The 24,535-nt window shown below is 72.6% G+C and carries 22 protein-coding genes; 18 read left to right on the top strand and 4 right to left on the bottom strand.

The window, feature by feature from the left end; all coding sequences use genetic code 11:
- Positions 1-9: 9 nt before the first annotated feature.
- The 3 genes from ACFO6Q_RS00110 to ACFO6Q_RS00100 all read left to right on the top strand — a co-directional run bounded on the left by ACFO6Q_RS00110 (position 10) and on the right by ACFO6Q_RS00100 (position 7,732).
- A complete protein-coding gene (locus ACFO6Q_RS00110) occupies positions 10-2,433 on the top strand; it encodes a winged helix-turn-helix domain-containing protein (protein ID WP_380018433.1) in 2,424 nt (807 codons plus the stop codon).
- A 365-nt stretch (positions 2,434-2,798) separates the two neighbouring features.
- Positions 2,799-6,107, top strand: a complete 3,309-nt coding sequence (locus tag ACFO6Q_RS00105; protein ID WP_380018432.1) for a S8 family serine peptidase — start codon at positions 2,799-2,801, stop codon at positions 6,105-6,107.
- 434 nt (positions 6,108-6,541) lie between these two features.
- Positions 6,542-7,732, top strand: coding sequence for an NAD(P)/FAD-dependent oxidoreductase (locus ACFO6Q_RS00100; protein WP_380018431.1), 1,191 nt, complete (start codon positions 6,542-6,544; stop codon positions 7,730-7,732).
- A 25-nt stretch (positions 7,733-7,757) separates the two neighbouring features.
- Here the strand turns inward: ACFO6Q_RS00100 and ACFO6Q_RS00095 are convergent, their stop codons facing one another.
- Positions 7,758-8,195 (bottom strand): universal stress protein, encoded by a 438-nt coding sequence (locus ACFO6Q_RS00095; RefSeq protein ID WP_380018430.1) that lies wholly within the window; start codon positions 8,193-8,195, stop codon positions 7,758-7,760.
- Between the two features lie 325 nt (positions 8,196-8,520).
- Here ACFO6Q_RS00095 and ACFO6Q_RS00090 point away from each other — a divergent pair, with 325 nt between their 5' ends.
- The 4 genes from ACFO6Q_RS00090 (at position 8,521) to ACFO6Q_RS00075 (ending at position 12,100) form a co-directional block, all read left to right on the top strand.
- Positions 8,521-9,552: a hypothetical protein gene (locus tag ACFO6Q_RS00090; protein WP_380018429.1), complete on the top strand. Its 1,032-nt coding sequence runs from the start codon at positions 8,521-8,523 to the stop codon at positions 9,550-9,552.
- Between the two features lie 106 nt (positions 9,553-9,658).
- Positions 9,659-10,210, top strand: a complete 552-nt coding sequence (locus ACFO6Q_RS00085; RefSeq protein WP_380018428.1) for an SH3 domain-containing protein — start codon at positions 9,659-9,661, stop codon at positions 10,208-10,210.
- A gap of 122 nt (positions 10,211-10,332) precedes the next feature.
- On the top strand, positions 10,333-11,352 hold the full coding sequence (locus ACFO6Q_RS00080) for an N-acetylmuramidase domain-containing protein (RefSeq protein WP_380018427.1): 1,020 nt from the start codon (positions 10,333-10,335) through the stop codon (positions 11,350-11,352).
- Positions 11,285-12,100, top strand: a complete 816-nt coding sequence (locus ACFO6Q_RS00075; protein ID WP_380018426.1) for a hypothetical protein — start codon at positions 11,285-11,287, stop codon at positions 12,098-12,100. The genes ACFO6Q_RS00080 and ACFO6Q_RS00075 overlap by 68 nt, the downstream gene beginning before the upstream one ends.
- Positions 12,101-12,121: 21 nt before the next feature.
- On the opposite strand, the gene ACFO6Q_RS00070 is transcribed toward ACFO6Q_RS00075, so the two are convergent.
- Positions 12,122-12,856 (bottom strand): 16S rRNA (uracil(1498)-N(3))-methyltransferase, encoded by a 735-nt coding sequence (locus ACFO6Q_RS00070; RefSeq protein ID WP_380018425.1) that lies wholly within the window; start codon positions 12,854-12,856, stop codon positions 12,122-12,124.
- A 124-nt stretch (positions 12,857-12,980) separates the two neighbouring features.
- On the opposite strand from ACFO6Q_RS00070, the gene ACFO6Q_RS00065 reads away from it, so the two are divergent.
- A complete protein-coding gene (locus ACFO6Q_RS00065; RefSeq protein WP_380018424.1) occupies positions 12,981-14,309 on the top strand; it encodes an FG-GAP repeat domain-containing protein in 1,329 nt (442 codons plus the stop codon).
- Between the two features lie 104 nt (positions 14,310-14,413).
- Here the strand turns inward: ACFO6Q_RS00065 and ACFO6Q_RS00060 are convergent, their stop codons facing one another.
- Positions 14,414-15,787, bottom strand: coding sequence for an adenosylmethionine--8-amino-7-oxononanoate transaminase (locus ACFO6Q_RS00060; RefSeq protein ID WP_380018423.1), 1,374 nt, complete (start codon positions 15,785-15,787; stop codon positions 14,414-14,416).
- A 47-nt stretch (positions 15,788-15,834) separates the two neighbouring features.
- Between ACFO6Q_RS00060 and gspG the strand changes: the two genes are divergently transcribed.
- The 9 genes from gspG to ACFO6Q_RS00015 all read left to right on the top strand — a co-directional run bounded on the left by gspG (position 15,835) and on the right by ACFO6Q_RS00015 (position 22,190).
- On the top strand, positions 15,835-16,281 hold the full coding sequence (gene gspG, locus ACFO6Q_RS00055) for a type II secretion system major pseudopilin GspG (protein WP_380018422.1): 447 nt from the start codon (positions 15,835-15,837) through the stop codon (positions 16,279-16,281).
- On the top strand, positions 16,278-16,871 hold the full coding sequence (gspH, locus tag ACFO6Q_RS00050; RefSeq protein WP_380018421.1) for a type II secretion system minor pseudopilin GspH: 594 nt from the start codon (positions 16,278-16,280) through the stop codon (positions 16,869-16,871). The genes gspG and gspH overlap by 4 nt, the downstream gene beginning before the upstream one ends.
- Positions 16,868-17,236 (top strand): type II secretion system minor pseudopilin GspI, encoded by a 369-nt coding sequence (gene gspI / locus ACFO6Q_RS00045; protein WP_380018420.1) that lies wholly within the window; start codon positions 16,868-16,870, stop codon positions 17,234-17,236. The genes gspH and gspI overlap by 4 nt, the downstream gene beginning before the upstream one ends.
- Positions 17,233-17,871, top strand: coding sequence for a type II secretion system minor pseudopilin GspJ (gene gspJ, locus ACFO6Q_RS00040; protein ID WP_380018419.1), 639 nt, complete (start codon positions 17,233-17,235; stop codon positions 17,869-17,871). The genes gspI and gspJ overlap by 4 nt, the downstream gene beginning before the upstream one ends.
- On the top strand, positions 17,868-18,824 hold the full coding sequence (gspK, locus tag ACFO6Q_RS00035; protein ID WP_380018418.1) for a type II secretion system minor pseudopilin GspK: 957 nt from the start codon (positions 17,868-17,870) through the stop codon (positions 18,822-18,824). Before gspJ ends, gspK begins: the two co-directional genes overlap by 4 nt.
- A 73-nt stretch (positions 18,825-18,897) precedes the next feature.
- Positions 18,898-20,082 carry a type II secretion system protein GspL gene (gspL, locus tag ACFO6Q_RS00030; protein WP_380018417.1) on the top strand — a complete coding sequence of 395 codons (1,185 nt, stop codon included), beginning with the start codon at positions 18,898-18,900 and terminating at the stop codon, positions 20,080-20,082.
- On the top strand, positions 20,079-20,570 hold the full coding sequence (gene gspM, locus ACFO6Q_RS00025; protein ID WP_380018416.1) for a type II secretion system protein GspM: 492 nt from the start codon (positions 20,079-20,081) through the stop codon (positions 20,568-20,570). The genes gspL and gspM overlap by 4 nt, the downstream gene beginning before the upstream one ends.
- Before the next feature lie 46 nt (positions 20,571-20,616).
- Entirely contained in the window at positions 20,617-21,384 is a 768-nt protein-coding gene (locus tag ACFO6Q_RS00020; protein WP_380018415.1) for a type II secretion system protein N, read from the top strand.
- Positions 21,381-22,190, top strand: a complete 810-nt coding sequence (locus tag ACFO6Q_RS00015; RefSeq protein ID WP_380018414.1) for an inositol monophosphatase family protein — start codon at positions 21,381-21,383, stop codon at positions 22,188-22,190. The genes ACFO6Q_RS00020 and ACFO6Q_RS00015 overlap by 4 nt, the downstream gene beginning before the upstream one ends.
- A 9-nt stretch (positions 22,191-22,199) precedes the next feature.
- On the opposite strand, the gene ACFO6Q_RS00010 is transcribed toward ACFO6Q_RS00015, so the two are convergent.
- Positions 22,200-23,705: a dioxygenase family protein gene (locus tag ACFO6Q_RS00010; RefSeq protein WP_380018413.1), complete on the bottom strand. Its 1,506-nt coding sequence runs from the start codon at positions 23,703-23,705 to the stop codon at positions 22,200-22,202.
- Between the two features lie 124 nt (positions 23,706-23,829).
- Here ACFO6Q_RS00010 and ACFO6Q_RS00005 point away from each other — a divergent pair, with 124 nt between their 5' ends.
- The gene (locus ACFO6Q_RS00005; RefSeq protein WP_380018412.1) at positions 23,830-24,393 is read left to right on the top strand and encodes an RNA polymerase sigma factor; all 564 of its coding nucleotides are present in this window, start codon (positions 23,830-23,832) and stop codon (positions 24,391-24,393) included.
- The last annotated feature ends 142 nt before the right edge of the window (positions 24,394-24,535 follow it).

Raw genomic sequence — 24,535 nt, 5'->3', positions numbered from 1 at the left:
TCGAGGGCGATGATCCGGCGGCTCTATCATTTCGGCGACTGCACGGTGGACGTCGCCGCGCGCGAACTGTGCCAGGCCGGAACGCGCGTGCCGCTGTCGCCGTCGGTGTTCGACTGCATCGCCTACCTGCTCGAGCACCGCGACCGCGCCGTCGGCCGCGACGAGCTGGTCTCGGCGGTGTGGGGCCGCACCAGCGTCACCGAGAGCCTGGTCGGCAAGACCCTGGTCAAGGCGCGCCGCGCGGTCGGCGACAACGGCGCGCAGCAGGACGTGATCCTCACCGTGCCGCGCTTCGGCTTCCACTGGATCGCGCCGGTGCGCGTGGAGGAGAGCGAGGCCGACGCGGCGCCGGTCGTGCCGGTGGCCGCGACGGCCGTGCCGCCGGTGCCAGCCGCGCCTTCGCCGTCGGTTCCGCCGTCGTCATCGGCGCCGGCGCGCCGCGTGCGGCGGATGCCGGTCGCGATCGGTGCGCTTGCGCTGGTCGCATGCGCGGTGCTCGGCGGCTGGCTTTACCGATCGAATTCGTCGGTGCCGGGTTCCGCAGCGACGGCCGCCGTCGCCCGCGACGAGCGCCTCGCCGTGGTGCCGGTCGAGATCACCGGCCGTGCCGAGGATGCCTGGCTGCGCCTCGGCCTGATGGACCTGATCGCGCAGCGGCTGCGCGCCGACGGGCTCGCCGTGGTGCCCAGCGACGTGGTGGTGCGCGTATCCGGCCAGGCGCCGGCCGACGACGCCGCGCGCGTCCTGCGCGAGGCCACCGGCGCCGGCACGCTGGTCGCCGCTTCGGCGCGGCGCAGCGGCAAGGACTGGATCGTCAGCGCCGTGCTGCGCGAGGCCGACGGCCGCGAACGCGAGGTCGAGGCGCGCGCCGCCGATGCGGTCAGCGTCGGCCGCGAGACCGCCGACCGGCTGCTGCGCCTGCTCGGGCGCGAGGTGCCGGAGGAACGCATGGCGCTCGCGCTGTCGCTGGCGGAAGTCTCGCAGCGCGTCGACGCGGCCCTGCTCACCAACGACTTCGACGCCGCGCGCCGCGCGATCGCGGCGGCGAGCGCGGCGGATCAGGCCGCGCCGGAGCTGCAGCTGCGCCTGTCCGAGATCGACTACCGCCTCGGCGTCTCCGATGCCGCGCGCGAGCGGCTGGAACGCCTGCTGCCGGCGCTGCCGGTCGAGACGGAACCGGCGCTGCGCGCCCGCGCGCTGACCGGGCTCGGCGCGATCGCGCTGAAGCAGAACCGCGCCGAAGTCGCGCTGCCGCCGCTGGACGAGGCGATCGCGCTGCTCGATCGCCAGAACGAGCCCGAATCGCTCGGCCACGCGCTGACCGGGCGCGGCATTGCGCATGCGATGCGCGCCGAGTACGACGAGGCCGGGCGCGACTTCGCGCGGGCGCGCATCGCGTTCGAGCTGTCCGGCGACGCGCACGCGGCCGCGCGCGTCGACATCAACGAAGGCGCGGTGGCGACGATGCGCGACCGCCCGGGCGATGCGCTGCCGCTGTTCGAGCGCGCCGCGCAGCGCTTCGAGCGGCTGGATGCGCCGACCGACCTGGTCAACACGCTCGGCAACGAGGTCGACGCGCGGCTCGCCCTGCTGCAGCCGGCCGCCGCGCTGGCGGCGAGCGAACGCATGATGGCGCGCATGGAGCGGATCCGGAACCCGATCGAGCGGCGCGTGTTCCTGGTGATCCGCGCGCGCGCGCTGGCCGCGGTCGGGCGCATCGCCGAGGCGCGCGCGCTGCTGGCCGACCTGCTGCAGGACGCCGATCCGGAACGCGAGGCGAGCGTGCTCGGCGAGGCCCGCGCGCAGCAGGCCGCGATCGACCTCGCCGCCGGCGAGACGGCGACCGCGGCGGCCTTGGCGCGGCAGGCGATCGCCGCGCTCGACGGCGCCGAGTTCGCGCACGCGCGGGCCGAGGCCTGGCGCGTGCTGGTGCTGTCCCTGCTGCGCCGCAACGAGCAGGCCGCCGCGACGCAGGAGGGCGCGCGCTTCGCCGACTGGGCCGGCGCGGCCGGGCGCGTCAGCGTGCTGGCGCTGGCCCGGCTGGCGCAGGGCGAGCTGCTCGCCGCGCGCGACGGCAGCCTCGCCGCCGAGCCGGCCTTCCTCGACGCGCGCCGCATCGCCGAACAGGCCGGCGTGCCGAAGGACATCGCCACCGCCACGATCGCCGGCGCGCGCGTGCTGATCGCCGCCGGAGACCTGCCGCGCGCGGCCGAAGCGGCCGGCCAGCTCGCGCGCTGGGCCGACCGCGACTTCGACTGCGCCCTGCTGCAGGTGCACCTCTACCACGCGCTCGGCCAGCGCGAGGCCTGGGACACCAGCCTGGCCAGGGCGCGTGCGCTGGCGGGCGAGCGGCGCATCGCCGCCGACCTGCAGCGCGAACCCGGCGCACCGGCGCCGATCGGCCGCGCCGAACCGGTGGTTTCCCTGCACTGAGCCGCTCCGGCGCGCGGCGGGCGGGCCGCGGGTATGGAACGGGCATGACTCGGGAATGGCGCGGACTCGTGCCGGTGGCGGTGATCGCCGATGATCGCGAGGAGTGCGCAGCCGTCGTCCACGTCGGCTGCGCGCGCAAGCTCCACGCTCTGGGGCGTCCACGGACGAAGCGAGGATTCGGCGGCGTTGCTTCTCCTGTACGGGAGAAGAGGCCGAAGCGGATGAGGGGAACCTTCGCGGGCATCCCTCACCCGCGCCTGCGGCGCGACCTCTCCCGCATGCGGGAGAGGTACGGCTCAGGCACGTCGCGGGCGCTGGCCGGAGCGGGGGCTTTCGGATTCGGGTTTTCCATCGCGAGGTCATTCATGCCGTTGCCGTTCTCCCTGCCGCTCCGCCGGCTGCCGCTCGTCGCCGCCATCGCCCTGGCCACCGTGCCGGTCGCCGCCTTCGCCCAATCGATGACGCAGGGGAGGGCCGGCGACTCCGCGCGCGTGCTGCGCGCCGTGGACGGCCGCGCGACGCCGTACCTGATCCGCTTCGAGGCGCCTTCGCTGGTCGCCGCGGCGCGCGAAGGCCAGCTGGCGGGCGCGAGCGCCGGCAAGCGGCTGGACGTGCACGCCGCCGCCTCGGTGGCCTACCTCGACGGACTGCATGCCGCGCAGCAGGCCTTCCTGCAGCAGGCTTCGGTCGCGCTCGGCCGCAGCCTGGCCTCGGTCGGCTCGCCGTTCGAGTTCCGCCACGCCTACAACGGCATGGTCGTGCGCGTGACCGCCGCGGAAGCCAGGAAGCTGGCGACGCTGCCCGGCGTCGCCGCCGTGCGCCCGGCGCGCAGCGTGCCGGTCTCCACCGACCGCGGCCCGCAGCTGATCGGCGCGCCGAACGTATGGAACGGCACGCTCGACGGCGTCACCGACCGCGTCTTCGGCGACGGTTTCGACGGCCCGGCGACGCAGCCCAACCACGGCGAGGGCATCGTCGCCGGCATCGTCGACACCGGCCTCAACTTCGCCAATCCGTCGTTCGCCGCGGCGAGCGGCGACTACCAGCACGTCAATCCGCTCGGCGCGGGCCACTATCTGGGCCTGTGCGGCCCGCTGCCGAGCCCGGACTGGACGCCGCAGTGCAACGACAAGGTCATCGGCGCCTACGACTTCGTCAGCGAGTTCATGCCCGACGTCCTCGTCGACGATCCGGGCGCGACCAACGGCCCCGGCCCGGTCGACGAGAACGGCCACGGTTCGCACACCGCCTCGACGGTGGCCGGCAATCCGGTCGTGGCGCAGGTGCCGGGCGGTCCGAAGCTGCCGATCACCGGCGTGGCGCCGCGCGCCAACCTGATCGTCTACAACGCCTGCTACACCACCGGCGACGGCCGCGGCAGCTGCCTGTACCCGTCGCTGGTCGCGGCGGTGAACCAGGCCGTCGCCGACGGCATCGTCGACGTGCTCAACTACTCGATCGCCGGCGGCGAGGATCCCTGGAACGAGGAACCCTCGCAGGCCTTCCTCGATGCCGTCGACGCCGGCATCTTCGTCGCCGCCTCGGCCGGCAACAGCGGTCCGTCGGCCGGCACGACCGGCCACGCCGAGCCGTGGGCGGCGACCGTCGCCGCCAGCACGCACGGCCGCGGCGCGTTCGTGAACATGCTGCGCGTGACCGGCCCGGCGCCGGTGCCGCCTGCGCTCGAGGCGATTCCGATGACGATCCCGACCTCGGCCATCCCGCTGACCGCGCCGGTCGCCGGACCGCTCGCCTACAACGCCGCCGATCCGCTGCAGTGCGCGCCGGCCGCCGCCGGCAGCTACACCGGCAAGATCGTGCTGATCCGCCGCGGCACCTGCACCTTCATCGCCAAGGTGCAGAACGCCGAAGCGGGCGGCGCCGCCGCCGTGGTGATGTTCAACAACGTGGCCGGCGACATCAATCCAGGCGTGGACGGCGCGACCATCCCGGTCGCGGTGGTGACGCTGGCGCAGGCCGAGTCGATCGCCGCGTTCTACGCCAACACCAACAGCGCCGACGTGCGGCTGGACTACCCGTCCGAAGCGACCGCCGCGCAGCCGGACCAGATCGCGAACTTCAGCTCGCGCGGCCCGACCGCGTTCTCGCTGCTCAAGCCGGACATCGCCGCGCCGGGTTCGAACATTCTCGCCGCGTATGCCGGCGAGGCGAACTCGTTCGGCGTGATCAGCGGCACCTCGATGGCCTCGCCGCACATCGCCGGCGCCGCCGCGCTGGTGCGCAAGGCGCACCCGGACTGGACACCGGCCGAGGTCAAGTCGGCGCTGATGCTGACCAGCAAGAACGACGGTCTCGTCACCCTGCCGGCCGCCACGCCGTCGACCGCGTTCGAGACGGGCGCGGGCCGCGTGCGCGCCGACGCCGCGATCGGCTCCGGGCTGGTCATGAACGAGACGAGCTACCGCTACCTGCGCGCCGATCCCGCGCGCGGCGGCGATCCGGCCAGCCTCAACGTGCCGAGCCTGGGCAGCGACAGCTGCGTGGGCAGCTGCACGTTCACGCGGACCTTCCGCAACGCCGGCACCGCGACGCGCAGCTGGAACGTCACCGTCGCCGGCATCGACGGCACGGCCACGCCGGCCACGCTGACCCTCGAACCGGGCGCGAGCGCCGACGTCCGCTTCGAGCTGGACGTCGAGGGTCGCGACCAGGGCGCGTACGCGTTCGGCGAGATCGGCCTCGCCGCCGACGACGGCAGCGCGGCGCTGCACCTGCCGGCGGCGGTGTTCGTCGATCCGTTCAAGCTCGAGCTGACGCCGGCGCGCTTCGACGTCGAGGTCGCCGCCGGCGGCAGCACCACGGCGACGTTCAACGTGCGCAACCTCGGCAACGCCGGGCTGACCTGGAACCTGCTCGCCGGCGTCAACCCGGTGCCGGTGGTGAACCAGGCGCCGGACACGCGCGACGGCCTGGTCAGCTCGCTCTACGCCGACGTCAACAGCGGCGCCTTCGTCGGCGACGACATCGTGCTCGACCAGCCGACCACGTTCCGCAAGCTGTCGGTGCCGGGCTTCCTGTTCGCCAACTTCGGCGACACCGTCGACATGTACGCCAGCAGCATCACCTGGTCGATCTACGCCGACGACGGCGGCAAGCCGCTGGGCCATCCGGGCGACGGCACCGCGCCGCTGTGGACGCTGAACCTTCCGGTCGGTTCGCCCGGCGTAGACCTGTCGGCGAACGCGCTCGACGTGGATCTCGCCCAGGCCGGCACCTCGCTGGACCTCGGCGCCGGCAAGTACTGGCTGGTCGCCTATCCGGTGTTCGATTCGCACACCGTCAACGGCGTCGGCGTGATGTGGTTCCGCTTCCTGATGGGCGTGCAGGCCAACGGCATGGGCCAGGCCTACAACAACGATCCGGAGTTCGGCGGCGATCCGGCCAACGCGGCTTGGGAAGGCATCAGCGCGAGCTGGGACGGCCACTACGACGCGGCCATGATCGGCACCGCCGACCGCCAGTGCACGCCGAGCTGGGCCACGCCGGCGGCGACGTCCGGCGCGGTCGGCGCCGGCGCGACGCAGAACGTGGACCTGGCGATCGACGCGTCCGGCCTGCCCGCCGGCGAACACGTCGGCCAGCTGTGCGTGGCGAGCAACGATCCGGCCAGGCCGATGACGCTGATCCCGATCCGGCTCAACGTCACGCCGTAGCGGACTTTCGACATCGGAGCGGCCTCGCTCTACTCGCCATTCTCCTCCCTCGGGGATGGCGAGTTTTTTCTGCCTCGAAGGCAGCTCCCGTTGGATGTTCGCGGGCGCGCGCCAGGATAGTGCTTTCCCTTCTCCCGTCGCGGGATCGACGGCCGCCTTCCGGCGGCCGGAGGGTGGCCGAAGGGCCGGATGAGGGGAGTCGGAGTGAGGTGCTTCACTTCGAAAGCCCTCACCCGCGCCTGCGGCGCGACCTCTCCCGCGAGCGGGAGAGGTGAAATCCGATCTATCGAAAGCGGGAACCTCTGTGCTTTCCCTTCTCCCGCTTGCGGGAATGGGGATTTCACGCCGGTGGCCTTCCAACGTGTGAACGTCGAATCGGGAGCGCGCCGGATCGCGCATACTCCGCCGAGACTCACCGGTTCGGAGACGCGGCCATGCAGCACGACTACGACTACCTCATCGTCGGCGCCGGCATGACCGCCGACGCGGCGGCGAAGGCGATCCGCGAGGCCGACGCGGGCGCGCGCATCGGCCTGGTCGGCGACGAGCCGCGCGCACCGTACGAGCGCCCGCCGCTGTCGAAGGCGCTGTGGAAGGACGACAGGCCGAGCGATTCGGTCGACCTCGGCACCGAAAAAAGCGGCGCCGCGCTGCATCTGGGACGGCGCATCGTCGAGCTGGATCGCGCCGCGCATCGCGCGATCGACGACGCCGGGGACGTCTACGCCTATCGCCGCCTGCTGCTCGCCACCGGCGCGTCGCCGCGGCGCCTGCCGTTCGGCGGCGAGCACGTGATCCACTTCCGTACGCTCGACGACTATCTCGCGCTGCGTCGCCACGCCGTGCCGGGCGCGAAGATCGCCGTCGTCGGCGCCGGCTTCATCGGCAGCGAGATCGCCGCCTCGCTGGCGACGAAGGGCTGCGAAGTGACGATGCTGTTTCCCGGCGAAGGCATCGGCGCCGGACGCTATCCGCCGGCGCTGTCGGACTTCCTCGACCGCTACTACCGCGAACGCGGCGTGACCCTGCGCGCGGGCGTGCGCGTGAGCGGCGGTCGCGACGACGGCGACGGCGTCGAACTCGTGCTGTCGGACGGCAGCCGCGCACGCTACGACGCGGTGGTCGCCGGCCTCGGCGTGACGCCGAACGTCGAGCTGGCGGAAGCCGCGGGCCTGGCGGTCGACAACGGCATCGTCGTCGACGCGCGGCTGCGCACGAGCGATCCGGACGTGTTCGCCGCCGGCGACGTCGCCAATTTCCCGTGCGCGCCGCTGGGCATGCGCCTGCGCGTCGAGCACGAGAACGCGGCGATCGGCATGGGCCACCACGCCGGCCGCGTGATGGCCGGCGCGGACGAGGACTACGTCACGCTGCCGTTCTTCTATTCGGATCTTTTCGACCTCGGCTACGAAGCGGTCGGCCTGCTCGACGACCGCCTCGACGTGGTCGAGCAATGGACGCAGCCGTACCGCGAAGGCGTGGTCTACTACCTCGACGACGGCCGCGTGCGCGGCGTGCTGCTGTGGAACGTATGGGGCCAGGTCGACGCCGCGCGCGAGCTGATCGCCGACACGCGGCGGATCGACGCCGACAGCGTGCGCGGGCGCCTGCCGCGCCCGGCCTGAGCGCCCGCGCCGCCTTCCGCGCGGCTCAGTGGCAGACCAGTACCGGCACGCTGCAGTTCGTCGTCACTTTCTGCGTCTCGCTGCCGGCCAGCAGGCGCGCCAGTCCGCTGCGGCCGTGCGAGCCCATCACGATCAGGTCGCAATGCCATTGTCTGGCTGCGCTGACGATCGCGACGTAGGGACGCGGATCGGACACGTACTTGCCGTCGCAGGCGACGCCGGCCGCTTCCGCGCGGCGCTGCACTTCGGCCAGCAGCTGCCCGGCGCGCGTGGCGGCGCTGCCGTCCTCCGCTTCGATCGCGAGCGGCGCCGCGTGCATGGTCTGCACCACGCCCTGGAAGGGATGCAGCACATGGATGGCGTGGACCTGCGCGCCGTAGCGCGCGGCCAGTTCGATGCCGATGTCGACGGCGCGCAGGGACAGTTCCGAACCGTCGGTGGGAAGAAGGATGTGCGTGAACATGGCGGGCCTCCGAAGCTGTGTCGGCGGCTGCATGCGCATTCCGATGGCTTTCGCCGCCGTCCGCGAAACGACTCGGCGGCATCGCGTCGATGCGTTCCGGTCGAGCGCCATCGGACGGATGGATTGTAGTGCGGCGGCGGCGCGAAGGCGTGACGCGCCGCATCGAGAACGCGCCTTGGCGACGAGCGTCGCAGGCCGCCGGGCCTTGCGTTGCGCGGGATGTGACGGGCTTGGACAAACCGGCCGCGTAGCCTCGGGTTTGTCCCAGATGGCCGTCGCGGCGAGGTGAACTAGGCTGACTCCGATTCGACAGGAGGACGCGGCCATGACTTCGCTCACGCTCGACACGGGACTTCGCGGCATCGGCAACGCGAGCGCGCCGGCGGCATCCAGCACGCCGATCCCGGCCGACAACGCCACCGTCGCGGGCAACGTCGCCGACCTGTTCCGCGCCGGCCGCTCCGGCGAGGCGGTGGTCGCGCTCGACGCCGCGCGCCAGGGCCAGCCGCAGGCGGTGCAGGACGCGCTCGACCGCATGGTCAGTACGCGCCTGCAGGGTTCGCTCGATCCGTCGCCGTCGCTGGGCCTGCAGTCGATGTACGCCTCGCCGGCCGAGATCGGCAGCACGATCCGCCGCATCAACGAGGCCGGCAGCCATCCGCCGTCGATGCCCGATACCGCCAATCTCAGCGACCAGCAGAAATACGACGTCTATTCGAGCATCGTCGAAACGCGCGGCACGCAGGCCTCGCACGATGCGCTGGAAGCGGGCGACCGCGTCATCCTCGGCCTGCGCAACGAGACCAATACGCTCGCCAACAAGGGACAGGGCGTGTACGACGACCGTCTGGTCGTGCTGGCGCGCGACACCGACGGTACCGTGCACGTGCAGGAATTCAACCGCACCTCGACCGAGCCGACCGCGCAGTACGACGGCAACCAGAGCGCGAACCCGGACGTCACCTTCCGCCGTTCGGAAGGCGACGACATCACCGGCGACGGCGTTCCGGAATTGGGTAGACTCGCGCAGGGCACGACCGAGCTGATCGAGACCACGCATGCCAATCCGCGTTCCGCCGGTACCTCGTTCTCGCTGCGTCCGTCCGCTGCGGCGGTCGCCGACGGCGCCGGCCGCGTCGAGCGCGACGCGAACCACGACGGCCTGTTCAACGCCGACGACGTCAACGGCGTGGTCGACCTCAACAACACCTTCAAGATCCACTCCGGCAGCCGCACGAATACCGATTCGGCCGGTTGCACGACCCTGCATCCGGACGACTTCGGTTCGTTCCGGAGCGCGGTGAAGGCCGATGCCTCGCAGACGCGCTGGCAGTACGTGCTCACCACCACGCAGTAGCCGCGGAGCGGCCGCGCGTGCGGTCGCCCCGTTCGCCGCCGCCGCCCTCGTCGTCGCTGCCGCGACCGCGACGGCCGCGCGCGGCGGCGAGGTCGAGGTTCCCGCCGTGCAGACTTCCTGCTCGCTCGAAGGCTGGGCCGTCGACCGCGATCCGCGCGGACTCAACGTGCGCGCCGCACCGTCGGCGCAGGCGCGCGTGCTCGGCACGCTGCCGCCGCTGAGCGTCGGCGAGGACCGAGCCGACTTCGGCATCCTGTTCCGCATCACCGCCTCGCGCAACGGATGGCTGCGCATCGAAGGCGCGCGCGACGATCCCTCGCGCAGCGGCGAAGCGGCGCGCCCGACCTACGCCGGCAGCGGCTGGATCAGCGGCGGCTTCGTGCGCTTCAAGGTGCAGTCGGCGCACGGCCATCGTGCCGCGGATGCCGCCAGCGAACGCATCGTCGACCTGGGCGACGACGCGCTGACCGACATGGCCGCGCTGACCCGCGTGCTGGCATGTTCCGGTTCTTGGGCGCTGGTCGAGTTCGTGCAGGAGAAACACCGCGATCCCGCCACCCAGGCCCTGCGCGACGAGGCCGACCGCACGCCGCGTCGCGCCTGGTTCCGCGGCCTCTGCGCGAACCAGGAAACCAGCTGCGATTCGGTCGCGGACTGAGCGTCCACCCGCGGTATTTTCGAGCGCTGCTTCACGATACGCGCCGGCGCACGGGTTTCCCCTAGCTGTCCGCGCCGACCCGCAGGCCTATCGTCGCGTGCATCGTTACGAGGAGCACAGCCATGAGCCTGGGGGTCGACAGTCGCAGCAATGCCGGTTCGTTAGCCGATTCGATGCGCGCATCGCTCGACGCGTCGCAGCAGCCCGCGCAGGCCGCCGCGCCGGTCGACGAGGTGAAGCCCGGAATGATCCTGGCGATCCCGGCCGCCACCGAAGGCCTCGGCATCCAGTACCAGGCCGTCGCCGGAGACACGCTGCAGTCGATCGCGGACCGCTGGGGCGTTTCCGTCTCCGACCTGCGCGCCGCCAACCAGGCGACCTTCGGTGCCGGCTTCGTCGAATCCGGCCCCGGCGCGCTCGGCGCGATCGACACCAGCAAGCTGGCCGGCAACCAGCTGACCGTCGCCGAGATCTACAACCATCACGGCAAGGACATCGAGAGCATCGCCGGCAAGGCCGGCCTCAACGTCAAGGACGTGATCGGCATCATCGCGCAGGAGACCGGCGGCAACATCGACCCGGCCGCGCGCATGACCATCCGCTTCGAGGTGCACAAGTTCGCCGACCGCATCGATGCCACGCAGCAGGCCGACTTCGACGCGCACTTCAAGTTCGACGCCAAGACGACCTGGAAGGGACACAAGTTCAACGAAATCGGCGAGGGCAAGGTCGCCGCCGACGGCACCGCCGGCACCTGGAAGTCGATCCATCCCACCGGCGGCCCGCAGGACCAGGACATCAACTGGGACGCGTTCGACTACGCGCACAGCCTCAACCCCGAGGCCGCGGCGGCGTCGATCTCGATGGGGCCGGGACAGGTCATGGGCTTCAACTACGCTTCGGCCGGCTACACCAGCGCCGAAGCGATGTTCACCGCGCTGAAGGACAACCCGATCAAGCAGTTCGAGGCGATGACCGATCACATCGGCAGCGACAGCAAGCTGAAGGACGCGTTGAACGACGGCAAATACGATACATTCGCGACGCGTTACAACGGCGGCGGCATTGCGGACTATGGAACCCATCTCAAGAACTACGCAGACGCGTTCGCAGCCGTCACCACGCCGCCCGCGGCGAAGTAGTCCGGCACCGGCGGCGGCGTTCGCGCTGCTGCTGGCCCTGTGCGCCGGTCCGGCCTGTGCCGCCGGCGCGATCTGGAGCGTGCAGGCCGAGCACGGCGACATCGTCGCCAGTGCCGCGCACGACGGCGCTCCGGCCTTTTCCGCGCAGGCCTACGCGCGCTCGCTGCTGCCGTCCGGCTACCGGCCGGCCACGGCCGCGCCGGGCAACGAGTGCGCGATCGAAATCGACCTCAGGCCGCTGTCCCTGCTCGGCGATGCGCTGAGCCTGGAGGTCACCTATCGCCGCCTGCCCGGCGAGTGCGCCACGCCGCTGCGCGACGGCGGCTACCAGGCGGTCCGCGCGATCCGCCTGGGCTCCGACGCACCCGTGCGCATCGAGGACTACGCCCAGCCGGCCGCGCTGCTGCAGGAGCTGCGCAAGACGCGCGAAGTGGTCGACCTGATCGGCGCCGATGCGGCGTCCGTGCCGACCTTGCCGGCGCTGTTCGAGCGGCTCGCCGAGGCCACTGCCAAGCGCTGCGAGCGGCGCCTGTCGGCGACGTCGACCTCGCAGTTCTACGTCGCCCAGGCGAGCGGGGAATCGATCGAGCTGCGCATCGCCTGGAGCAACGACTGCGGCCAGCTCGGCGACGAGCCGCAGATCGAGAGCTTCCCGCTGACCTTGCGCGAAACCGATCTGAAGGGCGCGCCGCGCGCGCGCGTCCTCGACGTGCCGCCGCTGCACCTGCGCTTCGTCGCGGGCGACTGAGACGCGCTCGAGGGCGATCCTTCAGAGATCGCCGTGGATCGCCTGCAGCGCGGCGAGCGCGGCGAGGCCGGCGGTTTCCGTGCGCAGGATGCGCGGCCCCAGGCGCAGGCCGCGGAAGCCGGCCTGGTCGAGCGTGGCCAGGTCGTGCTCGGACAGCCCGCCCTCCGGGCCGACCGCGAGCGTGGCCTGCGCGCCGACGACCAGATCGCGCGCGCCGACGTCGCCGTGCGGATCGAGCGCCAGGCGCAATCCGGCCGCGTCGCCGAGCGAGGCGGCCCAGTCGGCGAGCTTCATCGGCTCGGCCAGTTCCGGCAGGCGGTTGCGTCCGCATTGCTCGCAGGCCGAGGCGATCACCGCCTCCCAGTGCGCGAGGCGGCGTTCGGCGCGCTCGGCGTCGAGCTTGACCTCGGTGCGGTCGGTGACCAGCGGCACGATGCAGGCGACGCCCAGTTCGGTCGCTTTCTGCAGGATCCAGTCCATCTTCTCGCCGCGCGCGATGCCCTGGCCGAGGGTGATGCGCAGCGGGCTCTCGCGATCGGGCGCGGTGGCGGCGTCGAGCACGCGCGCGGTGACCGAGCGCTTCGCCAGCGAGGCGAGTTCGCCGGCGTACTCGCCGCCGTCGCCGTTGAACAGGCGCAGCGGATGGCCGCGGTCCAGGCGCAGCACGCGCGCGATGTGTTCGCCGGCCTGGATCGGCAGCTCCACTTCGCCGCCGGGGCGCAGCGGTTGCGGCACGTAGATGCGGGGGATGCGCATGGGAATCTCCGTGGCGCCGTGATGGGGGGATTGTGCGCAAGCACACGCAACGATGCCAGCCGCGGCGGGCCTGGAGCGCCGCGCGCGTTATGCTGACCCGATCGCCGCCGCGGAGTTCGCCTCGATGCTGCAAGCCGCCCTGATTTGCGCCGCCGTGCTGTCGGGCACGCCGGCTCTCACGTCCGCCGACTCGCGCCCCGATTCGCGCCAGGTCACTGCGGACGGTCGTGTCGTCGCGCACGTGCACGCATCGCCCTCGCATGCGCCGGCCGGCGACGCGCCGTACGCGGCGACGCCGGACTGGCAGAACGCGTTGCGCCTGCAGGTCGCCGGGCTCGCCTTCGGCGACCTCGACGGCGACGGCCGTGACGATCTCGCCGTCGCCACGTATCGCAGCAACAGCTTTCCGCCGTTCGAGGACTGGCACGACTACGTCTACTTCAACGTCGGCGGCGCCCTCGAAAGCGAGCCCTCGTGGCAGTCGGAGGACCAGAGCCACAGCAGCGAGGTGGCGATCGCCGACGTCGACGGCGACGGCCTGCGCGACCTCGTCGTCGCGCGCGGCGGCTTTTCCTACGATCCGAACGTCGTCTACTTCGGCTCGGCCGAGGGACTGGCGACCGCGGCCGGCTGGCAGTCGCAGCAAGCCGCCTGGGCGGTCGGCATGACGCTGACCGACATCGACGGCGACGGCGATCTCGACCTGGTCACCGCCAACCAGGGCAACGGCAGCAACGATCCGCATCGCCCGCTGTACCTGTTCCGCAACGACGGCGGCGGCTTCGCCGCGACGCCGGACTGGCAGTCCGCCGAGGCCGCCGTGCAGAACTCGGTCGCCGCCGGCGACCTCGACGGCGACGGCGATCCGGACCTGGCGGTGGCGAAGTGGAGCGGCTTCGAAAGCGCCGCCTACGCCAACGACGGCACCGCGCCGGCGGCGACGCCGTTCTGGAGCACCGGCTCGACCGACGGCGACCGCGGCGTGGCGATTGCCGATTTCGACGGCGACGGCGATGCCGACATCCTGCTCGGTCAGGCCCGCCTGACCCTGTACGCGAACGACGGCGCCGGCGGCTTCGCGCCGGTCTGGCAGGCCGACAACACCGAATCCGACCACCAGGGCGTGGCGGTCGCCGACGTCAACGGCGACGGCCTGCCCGACGTCGCCGAGATCGACTTCTCGCGCGGCAAGGTCTGGCTGTACCTCAGCCGCGACGGCGCGCTCGACCCGCTGCCGGCCTGGAGCTACGACGGCGAAGGCGCCGGCACCGCGCTCGCATTCGGCGACGTCGACGGCGATGGCCTGCCGGATCTCGCCGTCGGTTTCTCAGGGCAGCCTTCGGTGGTTGTCTTCCTCAACACCGGCGCGCCGGTGGACGACACGATCTTCGCGGACGGATTCGAGGCGGCGAACGGCAGAACGGGCGCGGCGGATGCGGGCGGGGATTCGTAGCTGCCGCAATGGTCGGATGACGCCGGCGTCGACTTCTGCGCCGTGGCGGTGACGGAGCGAAGCGAGAACGGTGGGTTCATTTCATCGAGACCGGCCGCCGCGAATCAGCCCACCGCGCGCTCGATTCCCTCCACCGCCACTTCGACCATGAAGTCGATCTCCTCCGGCGTGATGCAGTACGGCGGCATGAAGTAGACGACGTTGCCGAGCGGGCGCAGCACGGCGCCGCGTTCCAGGCCGTGGCGGTAGACGCGCAGGCCGCGGCGCTCGGACGAGGGGAACGCCTCGCGCGTGGCCTTGTCGCGCACCAGTTCGACCGCCGCGATCAGGCCGGTCCGGCGCACCTCGGCGACGTGCGGATGGCCGGCCAGCGGCGCCAGGCGCGCGTCGAGGTGCGCGGCCAGTGCGCGGTTGCGTTCGAGCACGGGTTCCTCGCGCAGCACCGACAGGGTCGCCAGCGCGGCGCGGCAGGCGATCGGGTTGCCGGTGTAGCTGTGCGAATGCAGGAAGGCCTTGCCGGAGGCGTACTCGGCGTAGAACGCGGCGTAGACGTCGGCGGTCGTCAACACCGCCGACAGCGGCAGCGTGCCGCCGGTCAGGCCTTTCGACAGGCACAGCAGGTCCGGTGCAATGCCGCCCTGTTCGCACGCGAACAGGGTGCCGGTGCGGCCGAAACCGACCGCGATCTCGTCGGCGATCAGGTGCACGTCGAACTCGTCGCACAGCGCGCGCAGGCCGGTCAGGTACGACGCATCGTGCATGCGCATGCCGCCGGCGCACTGCACCAGCGGCTCGACGATGACCGCGCACAGTTCGTGCGCCTGGCGTTGGAGGATTTCGCGCAGCGCGTGGAGGGCGCGCTGCGCGCAGTCGGCCGCGCTTTCGCCGGGCGCGCGCTCGTAGGCGTCCGGCGACGGCGCGAACACCGGCTCGAGCAGCAGCGGGGCATAGGTCGCGCGGTACAGCGCCACGTCGGTGACCGACAGCGCGCCCAGGGTCTCGCCGTGGTAGCCGCCGGTCAGCGCGACGAAGCGCGTGCGCTCGCCGCGGCCGTGGTTGCGCCAGTAGTGGAAGCTCAGCTTCAGCGCGACCTCGATCGCGGACGAGCCGTTGTCGGCGTAGAAGACGCGCGTGAGCGGCGAGGCATCGTGCGCCTGCGGCCGCGGCGCGATGCGCACCAGTTCCTCGGCCAGCTCGATCGCCGGCTCGTGCGTGAAGCCGGCCAGCATCACGTGGTCGATGCGGTCGAGCTGGTCCTTCAGTGCCTCGACAATGCGCGGGTGGCGGTGGCCGAGCAGGCAGGTCCACCAGGAGCTGACCGCGTCGAGCCAGCGGCGTCCGTCGTGGCCGTACAGCCACGCGCCTTCGGCGCGCGCGATCGGCAGCATCGGCAGGGTTTCGTGGTCGTGCATCTGCGTGCACGGGTGCCACACGACGGCGAGGTCGCGTGCGGTGAGGTCGGCGGAGTAGGAGGGCATGGCCCTGATATGATCCGGGCCGCCTTCGCCTCCGCACAAGTCTTGCCATGCGCCGCCTTTCCCAGTCCGCCGTTCCGCGCCGCGCATCCCGCGGCTTCACCCTGATCGAAATCCTCGTCGTGGTGGTGATCCTCGGCATCCTCGCCGCGATCGTCGTGCCGCGCGTGATGGAGCGCCCCGGCGAGGCGCGCGTGACGCGCGCCAAGCAGGACGTGACCAGCATCCAGACCGCGCTCAATCTCTACAAGCTGGACAACTTCGCCTATCCGAGCAGCGAGCAGGGCCTGGAGGCGCTGGTCGCCAAGCCGTCCGGCCAGCCCGACGCGCCGAACTGGAAGGGCCCGTATCTCGACCGCGTGCCGAAGGATCCGTGGGGCAAGCCCTACCAGTACCAGCGCCCCGGCCAGCACGGCGAGATCGACGTCTACAGCAACGGCGCCGACGGCAAGCCCGGCGGCGAAGGCGAGGCGGCCGACGTCGGGAACTGGGAGTGACGCCGGGAATCGAGAATCGGGAATCGGGAATCGCGGGAAAGCATTCCACGTGTAATCGGTGGAGTGATAGATCTTCCGATTCCCGATTCCCGATTTCCGATTCCCACGGCTTCACCCTCATCGAACTCCTCGTCGTCGTGGTGATCGTCGGCGTGCTCGCCGCCGCGCTGACCCTGGCCGTGGCCGGCAATGCACAGCGCCGCCTCGCCGACGAGGCCGAACGCTTCCGCGCCTTGCTCGCCCATGCCTGCGGCCAGGCTGAACTGTCCGGGCGCGAGATCGGCGCCGTGCTCGACGCGGACGGCTACGCGTTCCGCCGCCTCGACGGCAGCCAATGGAACGAGCCGGGCGAGAGCGAACTGCGTACACGACGCTGGCCCGAAGGGCTGCGGCTGGAACTCGGCCGCGGCGGCCGCCCGCTCGAGCTGGCCAGCGCGCAGCGGCCGGCGCCGCAGCTGGTGTGCTTCTCCTCCGGCGAGTTGACGCCGTTCACGCTGACCCTGACGCTGGGCGACGCGGCCGTGCGCTACCGCGTGACGGGCGAGGAGGACGGCACGCTGAAGGCCGAGCGCGTGGACGCGGCGCCATGAACCGCGCGCGCGGCTTCACGCTCATCGAAGTGCTGGTCGCGCTGGCCGTCGTCGCGCTGGCCCTGCTCGCGCTGACGCGCGCGGCGACCGTGCAGGTGCGCAGCTTCGACGGCCTGCGCGAACGCACCCTGGCCGGCTGGGTCGCCGCCAACACGCTGGCCGAGACGCGCCTGGCCGCGTTCCCGTCGACCGGGCGCAGCGAGGGCCGCACGCGCCTGGGCGATCGCGACTGGCGCTGGACGCGCGAGGTGCAGTCCACGCCCAATCCCGGCATCCGGCGCATCGAAGTGCGCGTGTTCGCCGCGGATGCGAACGAGCCTTCGGCCACCCTCAGCGGCTTCGTCGGCCGGAGCCTTTCGCCGTGAAGCCGTCGCGCGGTTTCAGCCTGCTCGAACTGCTGGTCGCGCTGGCCGTGTTCGCCGCGCTCGCCGCCGCGGCCTACGGCGGACTCGGGCAGCTCGCGCGTACGCGCGCCGCGCTCGCCGAACGGCAGGATCGCCTCGCCGCGGTGACGCGCGCGGTCGCCTCGCTCGAACGCGACCTGCGCCAGGCCGTGTCGCGCCCGGTGCTCGGCAACAGCGGCAGCGACGCGTTGCCCGCGCTGGCCGGCGCGCCGGCCGCGGTCGAGTTCACCCGCCTGGGCTACGCCAATCCGCGCGCCGAACCGCGCAGCCATCTCGAACGCGTCGCCTATTCGCTCGACGCCGGAACCTTGCGCCGCGGCCGCTACGCCGTGCTCGATCGCGCACCGGGTTCGGCGCCGGCGACGACGACCCTGCTCGAGCGCGCCGGCGAACTGCGCCTGCGCTACCTCGGCTGCGAAGGCAGCTGGCGCGACACCTGGCCGCCGTCGGCGCCGACGGCGTGCTCCCCCGTCGCTGTGCGCGAACGGCTGCCGCGCGCGGTCGAGTTCCGCCTCATGCTGCCGGACCTGGGCGAAATTCGCCGCCTGGTCGAGCTGCCTTCCACGCCGCTGCCGGTCGTCGGAGGTGGCCAATGACCGCACCGATGCGCCGGCAGCGCGGCGTGGCCCTGCTCGTCGCCCTGCTGGTGGTGGCGCTGGCGACGATCCTGATCGCCGCCCTGCTCGACCGCGGCGAGCTCGCGCTGGCGCGCACGCGCAACGTGCTGCGCGGCGAGCAGGCGGAAGCCTACGCGCAGGGCCTGGAAGCCTATGCGGCCGAAGTGCTGCTCGAAGCGAAGAGTGACGCAACGGACACGAACGCCAGCCCCTGGGCGATGCCGCTGCCGACGCAGCCGGTTCCCGGCGGCACCATCGGCGCGACGATGAGCGACCAGAACGGGTGCTTCAATCTCAACAATCTCTCGCCGGAAAACACGCCGCTGGCGCGCGAGGAATGGAGCAAGATCTTCCGGCGTCTGCTGGAAGTGCTCGGCCTGAGGGCCGATGTCGGCGCTGCGATCGCAGGCTGGCTCGACCCCGAGCGGCGCGGCGAGGAAGCGAACTTCTATCTCGCCCAGGCGCTGCCGTACCGCCCGCGCGGCGGCCTGTTCGCCCACGTCTCGGAACTGCGCCTGGTGCGCGGCGTGAGCGGCGATGTCTATGCCCGGCTGGCGCCGTACGTCTGCGCGCTGCCGCCGGGCACGAAGCTCAACGTCAACACCGCGAGCGTGCCGGTGCTGATGAGCCTGGGCGACGGATTGACTCGCGCCAGTGCGGAGAAGGTGTGGGCCGGTGGTCAGGCACGATACGGGGACCCCGGCGTCCTCCTCGACGAAGCCGGGATCGTCAGGACGCCGGGCCTCACGGGTGTGCTCGACACCTCCAGCACCTATTTCCTCGCCCGCAGCGACATCGTGCTCGACGCGGTGCCGTACACCTTCTACAGCCTGATCCAGCGCGAGCCCGACCTGCGCGTGCTGCAGCGCAGCCGCGGCGCCGACACGGCGCTGGTGACGGCGGCGCCGATCGCGGCCGACGAAACGCCGTAGCGGGCTGTCTATTGGCTAGCGAAATCCCGGCGGGCGCTGCCTTACAATCCGGACGAATTTCCCGGCGGTTCCCATGCCCGATCGTCTCTATCTGCGCCTCGCTGCCGACGGCGGCCTGAGCTGGCTGCGCCAGGCGGCCGGCGTCCGCGAGCCGGCTTCCAGTCCCGGCGCGCCGCCGGCGTCGGCGCTGGCGGCGGCCGCCGAAGTGGTCGTCGCGGTGCCGTCCGAGGACGTGCTGCTGACCGAGGTCGGCCTGAGCGCGCGCAACCGCACCCAGCTGCTGCAGGCGCTGCCGTACGCGGTGGAAGACCAGCTGCTGGCGCCGGTGGAGGATCTGCACTTCGCCGCCGCGGATGTGCAGGGCGGCCGCGTCGGCGTCGCGGTGGTGGCGAAGGAACGCCTGCGCGGATGGCTGCAGCATCTCGAGCAGGCCGGCATCCGGCCGGACCGCATGCTGCCCGATTCGCTGGCGCTGCCGCTGGCGGACGATCGCGCCACGGCGCTGATCGAGGGCGGCCGCGCGACGGTGCGCCTGAAGCCGTGGTCCGCCTTCGCCTGCGCGCTCGACGAGCTGCCCGGCTGGCTGGCCCAGCTGCGCGCCGAACTCGCGCCGCTGGAGGTGCACGACTTCCGTGCGCAGCCGGCGCTGGCACTGGCGGCACCGGTCGCCGCGTATCACGAACGCCGGCGCGATCCGCTCGCCTTTCTGGCCGCCGCGAACGCCGCACCGATCAACCTGCTCGACGGCGAGTTCGCGCCGCGCCACCGGCGCGCCGGCGGCGCGCGCGTCTGGCGCATCGCGGCCGTCGCCGCAGCCGCCGCGCTGGTGCTCGCCGTCGCCAATCTCGGCCTGGAAGTGCTGCAGCTCTCGCGCAGCGATGCGCAGCTGCAGACGCAGGCCGCCGACGCGCTGCGCAAGGCGTTTCCCGACGTGGACGCCGCGCAGCTTGCGCGCATGAGCCCCGAGCAGCTGATGCGCGGCCGCGTCGAACGCCTGCGCGGCGGCGCCGAATCCGGCGGCCTGCTGACCCTGCTCGGCCGTCTCGCGCCGGTGCTCGGCAGCAGCACGCGCATCCAGACGAGCGGCATGGAATACCGCAACGGCGGCTTCGAGCTGGCCCTGCGCGCGCCCGACGTCGCCGCGGTCGACGGCGTGCGCGAACGCCTCGCTGCCGCCGGGCTGCAGGCCGAGGTCACCGCGGCCAATCCCGGTCCCGAGGGGATCGACGGCCGCATCCGCATCGGAGCCGCACGATGATCGCCGAACGCTGGCGCGCCATGGCGCCGCAGGAACGCCGCACGCTGCTCGCCGGCGGCGCGCTCGCCGTGCTGCTGCTCGGCTGGGCGCTGGTCTGGCATCCGCTGTCGCAGCGCCGCGCCGAGCTGCGCCAGCAGGTCGAGCGCAGCCGCGCCGAACTCGACTACGTGCGCCGCGGCGCCGCCGAGATCGAACGCCTGCGCGCCGCCGGCACGCGTTCGCTGGCCGACCGCCAGGGCCGCTCGCTGCTCGCGCTGGCCGACGCCACCGCGCGCAGCGGCGGGCTGGAGAGCGCGCTCAAGCGCGTGGAGCCGGCCGGCGCCGGCAGCGTGCGCGTCAGCTTCGAGTACGCCAACTTCGACGCGCTGGTCGAGTGGATCGACGCGCTGGCGCGCAGCTACGGCGTCCAGACCACCGATTTCTCGGCCGATCGCGCCGACGGCGTCGGCCTCGTCAACGCGCGCGTAACACTGCAGGATGCACCATGACGGGCCGGGCGCCGTCGTCCTGTCGCCACGAATTCCCAAGAGAACCATGCGCATCACCAAGATTCTGCTGTTGCTCGTCGTGGTCGGGCTGGTCGCCGCCGGCCTTTTCTTCTGGAAGCTGCCCGCCAGTTTCGCGATCCGCTACGGCACCAAGTACCTCGGTCCGGTCACCCTGACGGGCGTGCGCGGCACGCTGTGGGACGGCCACGCCGACGGCATCAGCGTGCTCGGGCGCGACCTGGGCGAGCTCGACTGGCGCGCGCAGAAGGCGCCGCTGCTGGAGGGCCGCTTCGTCGCCGACGTGCGCGTCAAGGGCGCCGACGTCGATGCCGCCGGCGCGATGACGCGCAACGGCGACGGCTCGATGCAGGTGCACGACATGCGCTTCAGCGTGCCGGCGGAACTGCTCGCCTCGAGTCTGGACCTGGGCGAGGCCAAGCTGCTCGGCACGATCAGCGGCGTCGTCAGCCAGGCCAAGTTCGCCACCACTGCGCTCAGTGACGCCAGCGGCAACGCGCGCTGGACCGGCGCCGGCGTCGCCGCGCAGGGCGAGACGCGCCTGCCCGACATGCTGGCCGAGTTTTCCTCGCAGCCGGACGGCAGCATCGGCGGGCAGGTGCGCGACGACGGCAGCGGCAACCTCGCCGTCGACGGCACGTTCAAGGTCGGCTTCAACGCGCTCGACGCGCAGGCCACGCTGTCGGCGCGCAACGACGATCCGCAGCTCGCCGAGATGCTGCGCCGCATCGGCGAGCCGCAGTCCGACGGTTCGACCCGCTTCGTCGTGCACGGCCAGATGTTCAAGTTCCCGTGAGCGCGGCGTCGCCGGCGTTCCTCGAGCAGGCCCTGGCGGTGGCGCAGCGCGCCGCCGACGCCGCCGAGGCGATCACGCGGCCGCGCTATCGTGCGCAGGATTTCTCGGTCGTCACCAAGGACGACGCCACGCCGGTGACCGAGGCCGACCGCGAGGCCGAGGCGGCGATCAAGCGCGTGCTGCGCGAGGCGTTTCCGCAGCACGCCTTCCACGGCGAGGAGGAAGGTCGCGAAGGCGAGGGCGACTGGCTGTGGCTGATCGATCCGATCGACGGCACCAAGGCCTTCGTGCGCGGCTATCCGATGTTCTCCACGCAGATCGCGCTGATGCACGCGGGCGAGCTGCTGCTGGGCGTGTCGGCCGCCGGCGAGTACGGCGAGCGCGCCTGGGCGGTGCGCGGCGGCGGCGCGTTCCTGCGCGGCCGCGGCGGCGAAACGCGCACGCTGCGCGTCTCGGAGGCGGCCGCGTTCGACGCGCGCAGCGCGATCTCGAGCGGCAACCTCAAATCGCTGGCCGCCGATCCGGCGCGCTGGAGCGCCTACGCCGATCTGGTGCGGCGCGTCGGCCGCATCCGCGGCTACGGTGATTTCCTGCACTACCACCTGCTCGCGCGCGGCGCGATCGACCTGGTGGTCGAGTCCGACCTCAACATCCTCGACATCGCGCCGCTGGTGGTGATCGTGCGCGAGGCCGGCGGCGTGTTCACCGACCTGGAAGGCCGCGCCATCGGCCTCGACACGCGCAGCGCGCTGGCCGGCACGCCGGCGCTGCACGCGCAGGCGCTGGCGGCGTTCGCGCACGGCTAGCGGCGCGCGTCAGGGGAACGGCTGCGCGCAACGCGCGTAGTCCGGCACGCCGAGCCCGAGCACCACGTCGCGCTGTGCGCGCCAGCCGTCGCCGTCGCGCTGCGGCCGCACGATGCCGCTGCCGCCGTGCGCGGCGCGCTCGCGTTGGCGCAGCACTGGCGTCAGGCGCGGGTCGTCGTCGAACAGCACGTCGCCGAGGTAATACGTGCAGCGCCCCGGTTCGATCACGTGCAGGTGCACGTGCTGCGGCACGGACTCGCCGGGATAGCCGCCGGGGCGGATGCTGCGCAATTCGTAGCGTCCGTCGGCATCGGTGCGCACCCAGCCGCGCAGGCGGCCGTGGCGCGCGGCTTCGCCGTGCAGGTTCGCATCCTCCGGATAGCGGCCGCCGCGATCGGTGTGGTAGGCGTAGACGACGATGCCGGGCCGCGCGCGTCCGTCGGCGTCGCGCACGATTCCCGACAGCCGCAGGGGTTCGCCCGGCTCGGCCGGCGGGGCCAGGCGCGTGGACGAGGCGAGCCGCGCCGGCAGGCCGTCGAACACGGCCTCGCAGCCTTCGCAGGGCAGGCCGACGATGCGCTCGCGGCCGCTCACGCCGGTCGGCGCGGCGTCGTCGAGCGTCACCTCGAGTGCGTGCGCGGACGACCGTTCGCGCGTGTCGACGTCGACCACGGCCGCCGCCTGCAACGCACTGAACAGCTCGACGTGCAGGCGCGGCGAGTCCGGCATCCCCTGCAGCCAGACGCAGCCGTCGCCGTCGCTGCGCGCCCAGCGCACGCGCTGCGGCGAGGCGGAGTCCGGCAGGCTCAGCGCGAGCAGGGCATCGGCGCGCGGAGCCTTCGCGGCGTCGGCGAAGCAGAGCCGGCTCGCCTCCGCCGCGGCCGGTGACAGCACCACGTTCGACGACAGGCGCTCCGGCGCGGTCCACAGGCGGCCCCGTGGCGTGTCCGGATCGTCGCCGCCGGCCGCCTGCGCGTAGGTCGCGCCCAGGAACTCCATTGCGTAGCGCGCCTGCGCGTCGAGCGCCGACGGCCACTGCGCGGACAGCGGATCGAAGCGCCACAGCACGCGGCGCTGGGCGAACACGTAGCCCTGGCCGAAGCCATCCAGCGGCGCGGCGAAGTCGCGCGAGGCGTCCGGCAGTCGCGCCGTCGGCAGATGTGCCACGTACCAGCCCGCTTGCGGGCCGGCGACGGCGTCGAGCAGCGCGCGTGCTGGCGGCTCGCCGGTGAGGATCAGGAAGGCACGGAACCGTTCGCTGCCGATCGCCGCGGTCGACCGCCGCAACGCCTGCGCGATGCGCGCCGCGTCGGCGGGCGCCGTGGCCGAGGGCAGCAGCACGAGCAGGCCGGCGTCGTAGCCGTGCCGGCACATCGGGCAGACGCTGCGGCCGGCGTAGGCGCCCTGCAGGTGCTGCACGTCGACGGCCGGCAGCGCATCCCAGCGCGGCAGGCCGCCCTGTGCTTGGACGAACGAGGCCAGCCAGAGCAGGATAAGGCAGAGCCAGCGGGGCATGACGGATTCTCCGGACGGGGGACTTCCGCAAGAGCGCCGCGGAGCGCGTCGCGTTAACGGGCGCGCCGCGGTTAACGCTTCGCGCGGTGACACCCTCTGCAAGGCCACGAGACGAGGAATTGTGTTGCGCGAACCGGCCGGCGCCCCGATCAACGCCTTCGACGTGGCGCGCGCCGTGCGCGAGGCGCGGCGCGGTTCGCAGTCCGCGTTCGCGCAGCTGCATCGCCGCTTCGCGCCGCTCGTGCACGGCATCCTGATCGGCCGCTTCCGTCCGGCGCTGGCGGACGAGCTGACGCAGGAGTGCTTCGCGCTCGCCTTCGCGCGCCTGGCGCAGCTGAAGGAGGAGCACAAGTTCGGGCCGTGGATCGCGACGATCGCGCGCCGCATGCCGCCGGCGACGGCCGCCGAGGTGACGGCGGCGGAAGTGCCCGAGCGCGCCTCGACCGCCGCCTCGCCGGAGGACCGCGCCGAGGCCGCGCGCGTCCTGCATGCGCTGGCCGCGCTGCCGGAGGCGTACCGGGAGACGCTCGCGCTGCGCCTGGTCGAGGGGCTCGGCGGCGCGGAGATCGCCGCGCTGACCGGGCTCACGCCGGAATCGGTGCGGGTCAACCTGCATCGCGGCATGGCCAAGCTGCGCGCGGCGCTGGGTCTGGATCGCGCGCGAGCGCTGGAGTTCGGGCATGAATGACCTCGACGATCCGTTGTGGAATCCGGCCGCGGCCGGCGATGCGGACCTGCGCCGCCTGCGCACGCTGCTGGCGCCGTACGCCGGCGCGGCGCGCGGCGTCGGCGAGCGGAAGCCGCGGGCGGCCGCGCGTGCGCGCTGGCGG

This window comes from Dokdonella ginsengisoli, from assembly GCF_042652785.1.
Taxonomy (GTDB): domain Bacteria; phylum Pseudomonadota; class Gammaproteobacteria; order Xanthomonadales; family Rhodanobacteraceae; genus Dokdonella_A; species Dokdonella_A ginsengisoli.
This window is presented reverse-complemented; position numbering and strand designations above follow the sequence as displayed.